Genomic DNA, 15,145 nt, shown 5'->3' on the forward strand with positions numbered 1-15,145 from the left:
TTCCGGGCAAAATCTCCAACTTCGGACGATCGTGGATTCCCAAGACCAAGCCGATGCTCCGCAACGCGGCCTCCTCTCCCTGCCGCGCACGATCTGGCGCGGCATCGGCCAGCGCGCCTCCTCGAGCCTGACGCGCCGGATCGTCGTCCTCAACCTCGTCGGGTTGATCGCCCTCCTGTTCGGCTTCCTCTACCTGAACCAGTTCCGGCAGGGACTGATCCAGGCGCGGGTGCAGAGCCTGCTGATCCAGGGCGAGATCATCGCCGGGGCGATCTCCTCCTCGGCCTCGGTGGACACCGACGCGATCCGCATCGATCCCGACAAGCTGCTCCAATTGCAGGCCGGAGAAGGCGGTGCGGGCGACGACACCCCCTCTCCGCTGACCTTTTCCCTCAACCCCGAGCGGGTGGCGCCGCTCCTGCGCCGTCTCATCACGCCCACCGGCAACCGCGCGCGGGTCTACGACCAGGATGGCGGCCTGCTGTTCGACACCCGCACGCTCTCGGCCCGCGGCGAGATGGGCCGCAGCGACGGCATCGTCGTGCGGAGCAAGCACAACTTCCTCGAACAGGCCTGGGAGTTCGTCCAGGCCAAGCTGTTCGGCACCGCCCGCACGTCGGTCCTGGAAGAGGTCGGCCCGGCGAGCGGCCACAGCCTGAAGGAAGTCCAGGTCGCCCTCGGCGGCGCCCGCGGCACCCTGGTCCGCCGCAACGAGGCCGGGGAGACAAACGTCTCCGTGGCGGTCCCGATCCTGCGGTCCGGGGCGGTCCGGGGCGCGCTGATGCTCTCGACCCAAGGCGGCGACATCGACCGGGTCATCGCCTCCGAGCGGTTCGGCCTGCTCCAGGTCTTCCTCATCGCCGCCTCCGTGATGCTGGTCCTGTCGATCCTGCTGGCCGGGGCCATCGCCGGCCCGGTGCGCCGCCTCGCGGACGCCGCCGAGAAGGTCCGCCTCGGCATCAAGTCTCGCGAGGAGATTCCCGATTTCACCGGCAGGACCGACGAGATCGGCCACCTGTCCGGCGCCCTGCGCGACATGACCCAGGCCCTCTACCGGCGCATCGACGCCATCGAGAGCTTCGCCGCCGATGTCAGCCATGAGCTGAAGAACCCCCTCACGTCCCTGCGCAGCGCCGTGGAGACGCTCCCCCTCGCCAAGTCCGACGATTCCCGTTCGCGCCTGCTCGCCATCATCCAGCACGACGTGAAGCGCCTCGACCGCCTCATCAGCGACATCTCCGATGCCTCGCGCCTCGATGCGGAGCTCGCCCGCGCCGAGGCGCGCAAGGTGGACCTGCACAAGCTGATGACGACGGTGGTCTCCGTCGCCAACGAGCGGCGGCGCCCGAAGGACGCGCTCATCCAGTTCGACGTGGACACGCCGCCCGGCGACGTGGAGGCGCCCTTCATGATCTTCGGGCATGACAGCCGGCTCGGACAGGTCGTCAACAACCTCCTCGACAACGCCCGCTCGTTCTCACCCCCCGATGCCAAGGTACGGGTGGCCCTGCGCCGGGTCCGCGCCGAGGTGGAACTGATCGTCGAGGACGAGGGCCCCGGCATCCCCGAACACGCCCTGGAGCGGATCTTCGAGCGCTTCTACACCGACCGGCCGGAACAGGGGTTCGGCCAGAATTCCGGCCTCGGCCTGTCGATCTCGCGCCAGATCGTCCAGGCCCATCGCGGCACGATCAGGGCCGCGAACCGCCCCGGACCCGCCGACGAGAACGGGGAGGCGACGGTGCGCGGCGCGCGGTTCGTCGTGCGCCTCCCCGCGGCGTCCCGCTAGGCACGCCGGCCCGTGGAGCGGCCCCCTCCCGCATCGGCCCTCACGGTCCACGCCACCTGCCTGGTCCTGGGTGAAGCCGGCATCCTCATCAGGGGCGAATCCGGTGCCGGCAAATCGTCCCTGGCCCTCGCTCTCCTCGACCGGGCGCGGCAGGAGGGCGGCTACGGCGCGCTGGTGGGCGACGACCGTATCGGGCTCACCCCCCATCACGGACGCGTGGTCGCTCGCGGCCACCCCGCCCTTCACGGGTTGATCGAGATCCGGGGCATGGGGCTCGTCCGGGCATCGCCGCTGGCCCATGCGGCCGTCATCCGCCTCGTTGTCGATCTCGTCGGGACGCTGCCGCGACTGCCCGACACGCCCATGGATTCGGTCGATGTCCTTGGCATCGCGATTCGCCGGATCATGCTGGACCGCAACATCCGCGACCGCGCGTTGGCGCCGGGTCTCGTGCTCTGTGCTCTCATCCCCGGTGCGAGCGTTGCCCCACGGACGCACCTCCGCACCGTCTCATGCGAATTCGGCTCTCCCATATAGCGTGGCGCCCACCCACATGACATGATCCTGGGGCTAGGAGACGCAAAACGTCACTCTCGTCTTGCGTCCGACCTTGCGCTGCACAAAATGGCGGCTCCCACTGGGTGTCGGAACACGCGTCTATGATTGGAATGGTGCTCGTCACCCACGGGCTGCTCGCCACCGAGTTCAAGGCTGCCCTTGAACACGTGGTCGGTCCGCAAAAGCAGATCGAGACGATCACGATCGGCCCCGACGACGATATGGAGCTTCGAAGGCTCGACATCGTCTCAGCCGTGGACCGGGTCGATACCGGCAAGGGCGTCGTCGTGCTCACCGACATGTTCGGCGGCACGCCCTCCAACCTCGCCTTGTCCTGCATGAATGGCGGGACCGTGGAGGTGGTGGCCGGAATCAACCTTCCGATGCTGATCAAGCTCGCCAGCGTGCGCGATGCCGAGCCCCTGGGGGATGCGGTGCTCCATGCCCAGGAGGCGGGCCGGAAGTACATCAACGTCGCCTCGCGCGTCCTCGCCGGCAAATAACACGTCCGCGAGACGAACGGACTTTCCCAAACATCCTCTGTCGGCTTATCAGGCAAGCGTGGCGATTTCGCGCGGCGTTGTCCCGGCTCGGCCGTGCCATCACTGGACGAGGATCGGGCCGGGCTCACCGTTGGCGCGCCGGCCACAGGGACGGGACAGGGACGGCACAGGCCCATGAGCGACGCTTACGACGACGACGATGTCGAGCCCGAGATCACGGTCCCGGAGGGCGGCCATTTGAGGATCCTTCCGGTCATCAACCGGCGCGGCCTGCACGCTCGGGCCTCGGCCAAGTTCGTGCAGACGGTGGAGAAGTTCGAGGCCGCGGTGACCGTCACACGCTCGGGCGAGACCGTGGGCGGACGCTCGATCATGGGCCTGCTCACCCTCGGCGCGGCACAGGGTACGTCCATCGCCGTGGTGGCCTCTGGCAGCGATGCCGAAGCCTGCCTCCAAGCCATCACCGACCTCCTCGCCAACAAGTTCGGCGAGGACGAATAGGCCGGGAGCGGCCTTCGATATCCGAAGCTTACGGGGTGGTCAGGCCGCCCGCGTCTCGGCTTGCCGCCATACGATCGAGCCCGGACCGGCGCCGAGGCGCAGGACCGCGGCGACGATGACGCCATCCTTGCGCGCGAAGTCGACGCTGGTCTGGCGCCTCTGGGCGAAGCGCCGCGTCACCACCCTGACCATGGACGAGGCGGACGGATCCCGCACGATCGGGTTTCCGGACACCCGCGCATCGAACGAGAGATAGGTCTCGACGGCATCGCGGATGCGGAAGGGCTCGGTGATGCGCTCGATCTCGACGCCATCGCGGGTCCACGGTCCGGCAAGCCGCACGCCCACGCGATCCCGCGCCGGCACGACCTGGGCATCGGACGCATCCGAAAGAAGGACCGTCTCCTCCGGTAGGGGCACCGCGGGGGGCGGTATCATGATCAGCGTCGAGCGGGGATGGACCGCCTTGACCGCCGCACGCAACGCGCCCTCGACCTCATCGAGGAACCCGGGCTCGATGGTGGGCGCGACGACCGGACCGGGCGGGTACCAGCCCTGTGCCCGGCCATTGCCCCACAGGCCGTGCGGCATGGACAGGGGAATGACGCCGCGCAGGCGTGCGAGCTCGCCCTGGCCGCTCCATGCGAAGGCGAAGACGAGATCGCGACCGCCGGATTGGTGCACGGCCGCGGTGAGCAGGTAGTCCGGGTCGGCGTAGATCGGTTCCGGCCAGCGGATACGGGTGAGGAGCGCGCGCCACGCGTCGATCTCCACCGGCTCCACCACGTTGGGCCGCCTTAAGACGATGCGACACTCCTCCGCGTCGACACCCGTCCCGATTCGCCCCGCTTCGACGAACCGGCCACCCTCGATGATGCTCAGCCCCTGTCTCATTCGGCGATTCCGCTACCGATGTGTTCCGAAATGGAACATCATCCTCGGCCACAAGGCCAAGCATGGTATATAGATTCAAAATGAATGCCGCATAGATATTCCTGAAACAGGACGGTTCGGCCGAGAGGGCGGGTGAACTAGCCTCCGGGGATCGCCAGCGGATTGGCCGTCAGCGCGGCGGCATCGGGTGCATCGACCCTCGGACGCCCCAGAAAGGCATCCCACAGGCCGGTGACGAAGGCCGGATCGAGATCGCGCACGATCAGGACGAGGCGAGAGCGGTGATCGTCGTCGGGCCATGCGGCGAGCTGGACCGGCATATGGATCACGTGCTGGACGCCGTGGACCACCACGGGACGATCCGGTTCGTCGGCGAGCGCCACCAGCCCCTTCAGGCGCAGGAGCTTCGGGCCGTGGCCGGACCGCAGGAGATCGAGGAACATCTCGAGAGCGGCCCGCTTCACCGGCACGTCGCTGGTGAGGGTGAAGGCCCGGATCGCGGCGTCGTGCCGGTTCACGTCGTGATGGTGGTGGCCGTGATGATGATCGTGGTCCGGGAAGGCCTCGGCGCCGAGCCAGGCGCGGACATCCGCGCTCTTGCCGTCCAGACCGAAGAACCCGCCGAGAAGCTCGGCCGGCGCCACGTCGGGACCATGAATGGGCGCCGTGGGATTGAGAACCCGGAGGCGGTCGCGCAGGGCGTCGCTTCCCGTGTCGACGAGATCCTCCTTCGCCAGCACGATCCGGTCGGCCACTGCGGCCTGGCGCACGGCCTCGGGATGAGCGTCGAGGGTGGATGCGCCGTTGACCGCGTCCACCACGGTGACGACGGCCTGCAGCCGGTACCGCAGGGCGAGATAGGGATGGTAGATCAGTGCGTGGAGGATCGGGGCCGGGTCTGCGAGGCCCGTCGTCTCGATGACGACTCGCCGGAACGGCGTGATGCGGCCGTTGTCGCGCTTGCGCAGCAGATCTTCGAGGGTGGCGATGAGGTCGCCGCGCACGGTGCAGCACAGGCACCCGGCGCCGAGCAGGATCATGTCCTCGTCCACCGTCTCGATCAGCAGGTGATCGAGGCCGATCTCGCCGAACTCGTTGACGATGACCACGGTGTCCGACAGGGCCGGATCGGGCAGCATCCGGTTGAGGAGCGTGGTCTTGCCGGCTCCGAGGAAGCCGGTGAGCACCGTGAGCGGGATCGGCTTCGGACGACGGGGATCGTCGTTCGGAGACGTGGGCTGGGAGGGATTGGCCATGGAACCGGCCTACCCCGCCGCCGCCGCCGGCTCAATCCTCGGCGGATCGCGCAGCGGAGGTCTTGCCGGTGCCTGATGCCTTGGCGGCGCTTTTTGAAGACTTGGCCGCAGGCTTGGCCGTGGACTTGTCCGCAGCCTTCGCCGCAGGCTTTTCCGGGGACTTGTGGGCCGGCTTCGTCGCGGCTTTCGCAACGGGCTTCTTGCCGGCATCGGCTTTGGTTGAGGATTTCGCGCCGCCCGCGATCACGGGCGTCGTCTCCACCGGAGCATAGGCGCTGGCTGTGGCCGGCACGGCGCCCTTGCCGTTCGCGGCCGGCTTGGCGAGCCTCGATGCCTCGCGCTTGGCGTTCGCGGCCTCGAGCTTCGTCTTGCGGGCCTCCGCGATCTTGGCGGCGCGTTCCGCCTTCTCGGCCTCGGCCTGCTCGTTCAGGGCGATGGCGCCTTCGGCCGGATCGCGGCCGATCCAGACCAGGATCGGCTGCAGGGGCGCGCGCGGTGGCAGGGCACGGCCCTTCAGGGAGCCGTTGTTGAGGGTGGCGAAAGCGAGCGCCGAGCCCACGGGCGCGGCGGCGGCGAGGATCGAGGCATTCTCGCTGCCGGCCTGCGAGGCGATGGGACCGGGGCCTTCGTCGACCGGCAGGGCCTTGCGCTTGTCGCAGATATAGGGGCGCAGGTCCGGCGGCTCGGAGATGGTGGAAGCGGGCAGGGAATCGATGGTCTGCGCGGTCCATCCCGCCGATTGGCCAAAGCCGTAATCGAACAGGTCGGACGCTTTGAGGTCGCGCTCGCGGGCGCTCGGCTGGCCCATGACGATGGTGATGAGACGGCGGCCGTTGCGGGTGGCGCTGGCCACCACGTTGAAACCGCCCGAACAGATGAAGCCGGTCTTCATGCCGTCGGCCCCGGCATAGCGGCCGAGCAGGCCGTTATGGTTGGCCATGATCGACTTGCCGAACTGGATCGCGCTGATCGAGAACAGGGCGCGGTTGTCTGGAAAGTCGCGGATCAGTGCCCGGCCGAGCACCGCCATGTCGCGGGCCGAGGTCCATTGCCGGGCATCCGGAAGGCCGTTGGGATTGGTCCAGCGGCTCTCGCGCATGCCGATCCGGGCGGCGGTCTCGTTCATGAGGGCGGCGAAGCCTTCGACCGAGCCGCCGAGATTCTCGCCGATCGCCCAGGCGACATCGTTGGCCGACTTGACCATGATGATCTTCAGGGCGTTGTCGAGGGTCAGTTGCGTGCCCGGCCTGAAGCCCATCTTCGAGGGTGGCTCGGCGGCGGCGGCGGGCGAGATGGTGATGAGGGTGTCGAGCGAGACCTTGCCCTGCCGCACCATGTCGAGAGCGACGTAGGCGGTCATCAGCTTGGTGATGGAGGCGGGGAACCACGGGTCGGTGGCGCCCTGAGCGTAGATGACCTTGCCGGAATCGACCTCGACCACGAGGATCGGCGCCGTCACCGCGCCGGCCGCACCCGCTCCGAGCAATCCCGCGGCCGTGGCGAGACCAAGAACGAGGCGGCGCAACAATCGGTTCGACATCAGGCCCGTCTCGAAAGGGAACGCCCCGACGCCATCATGGTCGGTCCGTCCGAAGAAAAATAGCGCAACGGCCGAGCTTTGGCGAGGGATGCCAGCCTGCGGCCAACCCTGCGAGAGGGCTCGGCGCGAATGCCCATCAACGCCGTCTCCATGGCGAGACCATGGCGATGCGGCCGAACGATTGGTGCGATGCACAGGTCCGGACGGGCGGACGTTGCCGCGCGCGCATAGTTGCGTTGGGCTCCGCGCCATGGCCTCGGAGCGAGGAGGCGTCTATGGGCTGTCCCATCGCGTCGCGATGTCGGAAGCAGGCCGTTGCCCAGCGCGGGACGGGGTCTTCCGGGGAGATCGGCTGAGAGAGCGATGGGCTACGCGGTCAAGGAACTGTTCCACACCCTCCAGGGCGAGGGGGCCCAGGCGGGCCGGGCCGCGGTGTTCTGCCGGTTTTCCGGCTGCAATCTCTGGTCCGGCCGCGAGGAAGACCGCGCCACGGCCGCCTGCACGTTCTGCGATACGGATTTCATCGGCATGGACGGCGAGGGCGGCGGGCGCTTTTCGACGCCGGAGGCGCTCGCCGACGCCATTGCCGCCACCTGGGAGGGCGGCGCGTCTCACCATTACGTGGTCTTCACCGGCGGCGAGCCACTGCTGCAGCTCGACCCCGCACTGATCGCGGCGGTGCACGCGTGCGGCTTCGAGATCGCGGTGGAGACAAACGGTACCCTGGCGACCCCCGAGGGGATCGACTGGATCTGCGTGAGCCCGAAGGCCGGCAATGCCCTGGTCCAGACCACCGGGCACGAGTTGAAGCTCGTCTACCCCCAGGACGACGCGCGTCCCGAGCGCTTCGCCACCCTCGACTTCCGCCACCACTGGCTCCAGCCCATGGACGGGCCGGACCGCCTTGCCCATACCCGAGCGGCGGTGGAGTATTGCCGCCGCGACGCGCGCTGGCGGCTCTCGCTGCAAACCCACAAGATCATCGGTATCCCGTGACCCCCTTCCGTGACCTTGTGCCGGTCAGTTCGGCGCGCGGAGAACCTCAGAGTCGACTCTCATGAAGATCACCCAGGCCTTCACCTTCGAGGCGGCGCATCGCCTGCCCAACGTGCCCGAGACGCATCGCTGCCACCGGATGCATGGGCATTCCTACCGGGTCGAGCTGACGATCTCCGGCGCCGTGGACCCGGCGACGGGCTGGGTGGTGGACTTCTTCGACGTGGAGCACGCCTTCGCGCCGATCCTGGCCCAGCTCGACCATTACTGCCTCAACGAGGTCGAGGGGCTGGAGAACCCGACCGCCGAGCATATCGCGGCCTGGATCTGGCATCGGACGAAGCCCGCCCTGCCCGGCCTGTCCTCGGTCAAGGTCATGGAGACTCCGATGTCCTGGGCCGAATACGAAGGCGAAGCCTGACCATGAGCGACGACGGTGCCCTGGTCCTGTTCTCCGGCGGACAGGATTCCACCACCTGCCTCGCCTGGGCGCTGGAGCGCTTTCCCAGGGTGGAGACCCTTGGCTTCGACTACAATCAGCGCCACCGGGTCGAGCTCGACGGGCGGGCGCCCCTGCGCGAGACGATGGCGGCCATGAACCCGGCCTGGTTCCGGCGTCTGGGCCGCGACCACACCATCGCCCTCGATGCCCTGGGCAAGGTCTCCGAGACCGCGCTCACCCGCAGCACCGAGATCGCCTTCGAGGCGGGCGGCCTGCCCAACACCTTCGTGCCCGGCCGCAACATCATCTTCCTGACCTTCGCCGCCGCCCTGGCCTACCGCCGGTCGCTGGGCCATATCGTCGGCGGCATGTGCGAGACGGATTACTCCGGTTATCCCGATTGCCGGGACGATACGATCAAGGCGCTCCAGGTGGCGCTGAACCTCGGCATGGACCGCCGCTTCGTCCTCCACACGCCGCTCATGTGGATCGACAAGGCCGAGACATGGAAGATGGCCAAGGACCTCGGCGGCCAGCCCCTGGTGGACCTCATCGTCGAGGACACCCACACCTGCTACCTCGGCACACGAGGGGAACGCCACGCCTGGGGCTACGGCTGCGGCACCTGCCCCGCCTGCGACCTGCGTGCGAAGGGCCATGCGAAGTTCGTGGCCGAGGCGGTGACGGAGTAGAGTGGGCGCCTGCGCCGTCGCGGACAGCGGGACCCCCTTCGCCGTGCCGGGCTCCCCACGCCATTTCTCGCACGAGACGATCAGCGACATCCGTCCTGTTTCAGGACTGGATTCAGGTTCAGCTAAAATATTCAATCAATAGATCGTAGAAGTCGTGGGATAATTGACAGCCGATTCTTCATCGGCGAAAAAGGATTCGGCGCCATTGCACGACCGGAGGGTGCCGTGCTGGAAATCATATTTTGGATCTCTGCCTTTGTTTCGATTTTTGGCAGCATAGGATTGATCGTTATATTCTTATGGCCTGAGAAGCGGCAGCATATCGAGTGGGACGACAATTCGATCGATTGAATGAAAACCATAAGAATGCTTGTCCCGTAGGATGGATCTTCGGGACAAGCACATCGATTCGGATGCCCGATTTCGTCGAATGGGTCTCGGTTCCAAGCGGACGCGTTGGTCGAGTGCGCCTGGGGCGCGATGTCCGCCTCGGTGACATCGGCCCATAGGATATCGCTGGTATTGCCCGTATCCTCGCTGGGCGAGTTGGTGACCGGCCCGCCGGCGGATCGGCTTGGCGAATGCGTCGACAATCATCCCTCGTCGCCCCGGATTGCCGGAGGTTACCGGGCGCCCTTGGCGCCCAGGACCGCCGAGACCGTTCCCATCAGGATGTAGAGGTCGAGCCACGGCGACCAGTTGCGGATATAGTAGGTGTCCTGGCTGCGTTGGACGTGGAGATCGCCGTCGCTTCTCGACGAGATCTGCCAAAGGCCGGTCAGGCCGGGCGGCACGCTGGTGCGAAGCGCACGGAAATCGGGATCGAACCCGTCCATGTGATAGGCCGGAAACGGCCTCGGGCCGACGAGGCTCATGTCGCCGCGCAGGACGTTCCAGAGCTGGGGCAGCTCGTCCAGGCTCGTGCGCCGGATGAAATGCCCGACCTTCGGCAGGATTCGCGGATCGGCGGAGAGCTTGAAGAAGCGCTGCCATTCCTCGCGGGCCGCCGGGCAGGATTCGAGGTGGGCGTGCAGCCGGCGCTCCGCGTCGGAATACATCGTCCGCAACTTCAGGACCCGGATCGGCCGTCCATGCCGCCCGACGCGGATCTGGACATAGAACGGGCTGCCCGGATCGAGGCTGCGGATCGTTACGGCGAGGATCGCGATCACCGGAAGGGCCACGATCAGGCCGAGGCCTGCGAAGGTGCAGTCGATCACGCGCTTGAGGGCGAGGTTGCGCGGCCGGTACAGTTCTCGCCGGATCTCGAGGCCGATGGCGCTGCCGAGGGGTTGCACCTGCACCCACATGTTCTGCAACTCGTGGATCTGCTGGGCGAGGACCGTGCGTGGAGCGGGAGCCCCGCCCGCCCCCTTGCCGTCATACAGGGCGAGGGTGGCGCAGGACGAGAACAGCAGCACCTCCACCGGCACCGCCGGCATCTCGTCGATCATGCCGAGGATGGGCAGTCCCTCTATCCGCACCGGCTCCTGCCCGCGCTCAGCGAGGAAGCCTACCGGCCGAAACCCGAGTTCCGGCTGGGCGAGGAGCGTGTCGGCCAGGCTGCGCCCGGCGGTGTCGGTCCCCACGATCACGGTGAGAGCCCCCCAGAGTCTCCACCGGATCAGGGCGCTTCGCAGCGCGGATTCGCCATAGAAGCCGATCACCACCAGGAGCGCCGATACCACCGCGATCTCGGCAACGCCCCGCGCCGACGGCCCCTGAGCGCTCACCACCAGCAGGCAACTGATCGCGTAGATGCAGACCCCGAGGACGCGCAACCGCAACCGCTCCGGGGGGCTCGGCCCATAGCTGGAATAGAGCCCGAACACCGCCAGGATGAGCACGACGCCGACAGGGGGAATCGGCACCGAGGTGGAGGGTCCCAACCAATCCGTCAGTGGCGGCCAGCCGGTCAGCAGCCAGGGCACGACGCCGACAATGCCCGAGAAGAACAGGTCCCCCCCGACCAGAACCGTCGTGACGATGGCCCGCCGCCGTCCGGGCCGGAGTTCGACCTCCACCGGTTTGATCCGCTCGACCGCAGGGCCCGCGAGAATGATGCTGTCGGTGGTGCTCATGGGAAGCCATTCCGAAAGTTCGAGGCCATACCGGCCCTGGAACGAGAGAAGGCGGGACACCGTGGCCACGGGGGCGAGGCCCGGCACGGCCCGGGAGCGGGAATCACCCGGGCCGATGAGGCGGCGGGGCCGGCATCGCCGGAGAGGCCCCATCCCTGATGCGGGAGGCGAACCAGGTCCTGAGAAGCTGCCCGGCAGCGAGCAGCAGGAACAGGGGGACGATCTTCATGTAGCGGGCGAAGAGCCTTTTCGGTTCGCTCACGAGGCGGAACAGCCATTCGAGGCCTCGCTTCTGCATCCAGACCGGGGCCTGCCGCTTGGCGCCCGCCAGGAAATCGAAGGCTGCCCCGACGCCGATCATGACCGGCGCATCGATGCGTCCGAGATGGGAGGCCATCCAGTTTTCCTGCTTGGGGGTACTGAGGCCGACCCAGACGATGTCCGGCCGCGCGGCATTGATCTGTGCCACCACCGCCTCGTCCTCCTCCCGCGACAGGCTCCGGAACGGAGGGCAGCAGGTGCCGACCACGGACAGTCCCGGATTTGCATTCCGGAGGCGGGCGCTCAGCGCCTCGGCCACACCGGGCGCTCCGCCGTAGTAAAAATGGCGATAGCCGCGGGACGGCGACAGGCGCGTGATCGCGCGCATCAGGTCGGGGCCATAGACCCGCTCGGTCGAAGTGTGGCCAAGGAGCCGCGACATCCAGACGAGGGGCATGCCGTCCGGCGTCACGAGATCCGCCGCGTTGTGGATCGCGAGCAAGTGCGGATCGCTTCTGCTCTCGATCACCCCATGGGCTCCGGTGATGCAGACGTAATGCGGCTTGCCCGAGCGGACGAAGGCATCGATGGCCGCAATGGCGTCCGCGAAGGTGATGGCGCTGACGTCGAGCCCGAGAATCTCGGCGCGCGGCAGTTCCCAGCCCCCGGCAGGGGCGGGTGAAGCCCCCGCCGTTTCCGCGCCCGTCAGCTCGACCGCGTGGCGGCGGCGGGTTTCCGGGCGCACGGATCGCGCCCAGCGATTGAGATCGGCGCCACTCGGCGTGAGATCGTCGGTCATCCCGCGACCTGCGTCAGGGGTTCGGAGCGGGCCAGTTCGCGCAGGGCATGAATCGGCGAGCCCTTCTGGATGAGCCGCGCTTCGAAATACGCGATCGTCCGCACCAGACCGGTGTCGAGATCGACCCGCGGCGACCATCTCAGTTTCTCCCGGGCGCGGGAGATGTCGGGGCAGCGCCGCCTCGGGTCGTCCTGGGGCAAGGGCCGGCATTCGATGGTCGAGCGCGAATTGCACAACTGCACGATGCGTTCGGCCAGGGCGAGGACGTTGATCTCGGACGGGTTGCCGAGGTTGACCACGTCGCCGGGCTCCTCCTCCACCGCCATCAGCCGGAGCAAGCCTTCGACGAGATCGTCCACGTAGCAGAACGACCGGGTCTGGGAGCCGTCGCCGTAGATCGTGATCGGCTGATGCGTCAGCGCCTGGACGATGAAGTTCGAAATCACCCGGCCGTCCTGCGGATGCATGTTCGGCCCGTAGGTATTGAAGATCCGCGCCACGCGCACCGACATCCGGTGCTGACGCCGGTAATCGTGGAACAGCGTCTCGGCGCAGCGCTTGCCCTCGTCGTAGCAGGCGCGCGGCCCGACGATGCTGACATGGCCGCAATAGCTCTCGGGCTGCGGGTGCACGTCCGGATCGCCATAGACCTCGCTGGTCGAGGCCTGGAGGATGCGGGCGTGAAGGCGCTTGGACAGGCCGAGCATGTTGATCGCCCCCATCACGCTGGTCTTCGTCGTCTGGACGGGGTCGCGCTGATAGTGAACCGGAGAGGCCGGGCAGGCGAGATTGTAGATCTCGTCGACCTCCACGTAGAGCGGGAACGTCACGTCGTGGCGAAGGAGCTCGAAGGATTGGTGCGTGAGCAGCTTATCCAGGTTCGAGCGCGCACCTGTCAGGAAATTGTCGACGCAGAGAACTTCGTTTCCCTGCTTGATCAGCCGTCCACAGAGATGAGACCCGATGAACCCGGCCCCACCCGTTACGAGGATGCGCTTCATTGTCGGTGCCCCTCCGGCTCATTCCCAGGACCGACGATCGTCGCGTCCGAGACTGGAACGAGCGTTCCGTCGGTGATCTCGCTCGACCGTCCCCTCGGGGAGGAACTCGGAGCGCCGCCGAACCATGGAGGACAATCATTGCACGCTACAAGTGGCGCATCCGGTGCATAGGGCAGGCTTCATGACCGAATAAGGAATAGTACCATCGAATATTACCGCGAATCGACGCCAAAAATCATCGATTAGATTTTATAGTATGGCCGATATTCGGAAGGATTAACTCCTTGTAGGGCCGGGATCGTCCGAAAGGCGATGCCGGAGCCGGAATTTCCGCGGTTTAGACTATTGGCAATCCTGCGAGATAGGCCTCACCAGACAAGCGGTCGGTTGATCCATGATGAGACAGCATCGACGGACGCGCCTGGCGCGCGTGCCCCACCGCATCGCGGCACTCGCCCTGTGGGTCGCCCTCGGCGGGGCGGCCGGCGCCCAGGATTCCGATTATCGACTCGCGCCCGGAGACCGGCTCGGCTTGTCGGTCTACGGCCAGGCCGAACTCTCGGGCGAGTTCGTGGTCAATGGCAGCGGCGCGTTGTTCCTGCCCCTAATCGGCGAAGTCTCCGTCTCGGCCATGACCTTGCCGGAGGCCCAGAAGCAGATCGTCAGCCATCTGGCCGACGGCTTTCTGCAGCAGCCGGTGGTGAGCCTGCGTATCACGGAGATGCGGCCGATCTACCTCCTGGGCGACGTGCGCGTCGCGGGGAGTTACCCGTTCCGCTACGGGGCCTCGGTTCTCAGCGGCATCGCCCTGGCCGGCGGCTTCGCCTTGCCCGAACAGGCGCAGATCTCCCAGCGCACGGAGTTCCTCAGTGCCGACGAACGGGTCCGGGTCCTGGAGGCGACCCTGCGCCTGCTCACGGTCCGGCGCGAGAGGCTGGAAGCGCAGCGGCAAGACCGTGAGGATTTCACCCCGCCGCGCGGCAGCGAACGCGACGAGGGCTTCACCCGTCTCCTCGCGGAGGAACGCGGGATCCTGAAGGCGCAGCGGAGCGCCTTCGCACAATCCGCCGAGATGCTCCGTGCGCAGAAGCCGCGGATCGAGGCGGAGATCGCCGGCGTCGAGGCGCAGCGCAAGGCGGAGGAGACGCAGCTCCGGCTGATCCAGTCCCATCTCGAGGATTACGAGAAGCTCATCAGCAACGGTCTGGCGCGACGGTACCAGGGGATCGAACTGCAGCGCGAGGAGGCCCGGAACAAGGGGACCATCGCGCGGCTGAACTCCGAACTCGCCCGGCTCGATCTGGCGATCGGCGACCTCGCCCTGCGCGTCCAGGAACTCACCGACACCTATCATCGCCGCCTCCTCGCCGAACTGCAGGACGTGACCACGCGCCTGACGGAAGTGGAGATGCAGTTGCCGAGCGCCCGCGAGATCCGGGAGGCGCGCCTCCAGTCCGGCGGCATGCTCGGTGCAGCCAGCCCCGGCACCCCGGCGCGGAAAGTCTTCATCACGCGCGCCGTGGGCGAGCGGACGGAGACCTTCGAGGCGAACGAGCGTGCGCTCCTCCAGCCGGGCGACATCATCGACGTCCGTCGCGAGCCGCCGACGAGTCCGATCCGGACAAGCCTGGCCCTGCCGGAACCGGGCTCCGTCCCGGCGCGCTGATACGGGAACCGGCACCTCTCCCACGGCCGGCCGCGGCAGACGCCGACGCGGCCCCGGCGTCGCGGGCCCGTCGACGTCCCAACGATCATCCGCCTCGCACTTGCAGGACGCATGTAGGCGCAGGCTCGCCCCCTTCCCCCGCCACGGGCGGACGCGGGAGCCGATC

Annotated in this window: 14 protein-coding genes; 8 read left to right on the forward strand and 6 right to left on the reverse strand. The window is 67.5% G+C overall.

Annotated features, from left to right (window positions below; translation table 11 throughout):
• The first annotated feature begins 31 nt into the window (after positions 1-31).
• The 4 genes from A3OM_RS0122850 to A3OM_RS0122865 all read left to right on the forward strand — a co-directional run bounded on the left by A3OM_RS0122850 (position 32) and on the right by A3OM_RS0122865 (position 3,351).
• Positions 32-1,789, forward strand: a complete 1,758-nt coding sequence (locus A3OM_RS0122850; RefSeq protein ID WP_018046125.1) for a sensor histidine kinase — start codon at positions 32-34, stop codon at positions 1,787-1,789.
• A 12-nt stretch (positions 1,790-1,801) separates the two neighbouring features.
• Positions 1,802-2,326: an HPr kinase/phosphatase C-terminal domain-containing protein gene (locus tag A3OM_RS0122855; RefSeq protein WP_018046126.1), complete on the forward strand. Its 525-nt coding sequence runs from the start codon at positions 1,802-1,804 to the stop codon at positions 2,324-2,326.
• Between the two features lie 122 nt (positions 2,327-2,448).
• On the forward strand, positions 2,449-2,850 hold the full coding sequence (locus A3OM_RS0122860) for a PTS sugar transporter subunit IIA (RefSeq protein WP_026176340.1): 402 nt from the start codon (positions 2,449-2,451) through the stop codon (positions 2,848-2,850).
• A gap of 174 nt (positions 2,851-3,024) precedes the next feature.
• Positions 3,025-3,351: an HPr family phosphocarrier protein gene (locus A3OM_RS0122865; RefSeq protein ID WP_018046128.1), complete on the forward strand. Its 327-nt coding sequence runs from the start codon at positions 3,025-3,027 to the stop codon at positions 3,349-3,351.
• Between the two features lie 39 nt (positions 3,352-3,390).
• Here the strand turns inward: A3OM_RS0122865 and A3OM_RS0122870 are convergent, their stop codons facing one another.
• The 3 genes from A3OM_RS0122870 to A3OM_RS0122880 all read right to left on the reverse strand — a co-directional run bounded on the left by A3OM_RS0122870 (position 3,391) and on the right by A3OM_RS0122880 (position 7,041).
• A complete protein-coding gene (locus A3OM_RS0122870; RefSeq protein WP_018046129.1) occupies positions 3,391-4,245 on the reverse strand; it encodes a hypothetical protein in 855 nt (284 codons plus the stop codon).
• Positions 4,246-4,382: 137 nt separating this feature from the next.
• Positions 4,383-5,501, reverse strand: coding sequence for a GTP-binding protein (locus tag A3OM_RS0122875; protein ID WP_018046130.1), 1,119 nt, complete (start codon positions 5,499-5,501; stop codon positions 4,383-4,385).
• A 31-nt stretch (positions 5,502-5,532) separates the two neighbouring features.
• The gene (locus A3OM_RS0122880) at positions 5,533-7,041 is read right to left on the reverse strand and encodes a serine hydrolase (RefSeq protein WP_018046131.1); all 1,509 of its coding nucleotides are present in this window, start codon (positions 7,039-7,041) and stop codon (positions 5,533-5,535) included.
• Between the two features lie 363 nt (positions 7,042-7,404).
• Between A3OM_RS0122880 and queE the strand changes: the two genes are divergently transcribed.
• From queE to queC, 3 genes are all read left to right on the forward strand, one after another.
• A complete protein-coding gene (gene queE, locus A3OM_RS0122885) occupies positions 7,405-8,037 on the forward strand; it encodes a 7-carboxy-7-deazaguanine synthase (RefSeq protein WP_018046132.1) in 633 nt (210 codons plus the stop codon).
• A gap of 61 nt (positions 8,038-8,098) precedes the next feature.
• Positions 8,099-8,458 (forward strand): 6-carboxytetrahydropterin synthase QueD, encoded by a 360-nt coding sequence (gene queD / locus A3OM_RS0122890; RefSeq protein WP_018046133.1) that lies wholly within the window; start codon positions 8,099-8,101, stop codon positions 8,456-8,458.
• Between the two features lie 2 nt (positions 8,459-8,460).
• Positions 8,461-9,171: a 7-cyano-7-deazaguanine synthase QueC gene (queC, locus tag A3OM_RS0122895; protein WP_018046134.1), complete on the forward strand. Its 711-nt coding sequence runs from the start codon at positions 8,461-8,463 to the stop codon at positions 9,169-9,171.
• Positions 9,172-9,794: 623 nt separating this feature from the next.
• Here queC and A3OM_RS24580 read toward each other — a convergent pair.
• The 3 genes from A3OM_RS24580 to A3OM_RS0122910 all read right to left on the reverse strand — a co-directional run bounded on the left by A3OM_RS24580 (position 9,795) and on the right by A3OM_RS0122910 (position 13,313).
• Positions 9,795-11,252, reverse strand: a complete 1,458-nt coding sequence (locus A3OM_RS24580) for a sugar transferase (protein WP_157196531.1) — start codon at positions 11,250-11,252, stop codon at positions 9,795-9,797.
• 103 nt (positions 11,253-11,355) lie between these two features.
• Positions 11,356-12,312, reverse strand: coding sequence for a WecB/TagA/CpsF family glycosyltransferase (locus tag A3OM_RS24585; RefSeq protein WP_018046136.1), 957 nt, complete (start codon positions 12,310-12,312; stop codon positions 11,356-11,358).
• On the reverse strand, positions 12,309-13,313 hold the full coding sequence (locus A3OM_RS0122910; RefSeq protein WP_018046137.1) for a UDP-glucuronic acid decarboxylase family protein: 1,005 nt from the start codon (positions 13,311-13,313) through the stop codon (positions 12,309-12,311). Before A3OM_RS0122910 ends, A3OM_RS24585 begins: the two co-directional genes overlap by 4 nt.
• A 394-nt stretch (positions 13,314-13,707) precedes the next feature.
• On the opposite strand from A3OM_RS0122910, the gene A3OM_RS0122915 reads away from it, so the two are divergent.
• Positions 13,708-14,979 carry a polysaccharide biosynthesis/export family protein gene (locus A3OM_RS0122915; protein ID WP_018046138.1) on the forward strand — a complete coding sequence of 424 codons (1,272 nt, stop codon included), beginning with the start codon at positions 13,708-13,710 and terminating at the stop codon, positions 14,977-14,979.
• Positions 14,980-15,145: the final 166 nt, after the last annotated feature.

Source organism: Methylobacterium sp. 88A, assembly GCF_000376345.1.
Lineage (GTDB): Bacteria > Pseudomonadota > Alphaproteobacteria > Rhizobiales > Beijerinckiaceae > Methylobacterium > Methylobacterium bullatum.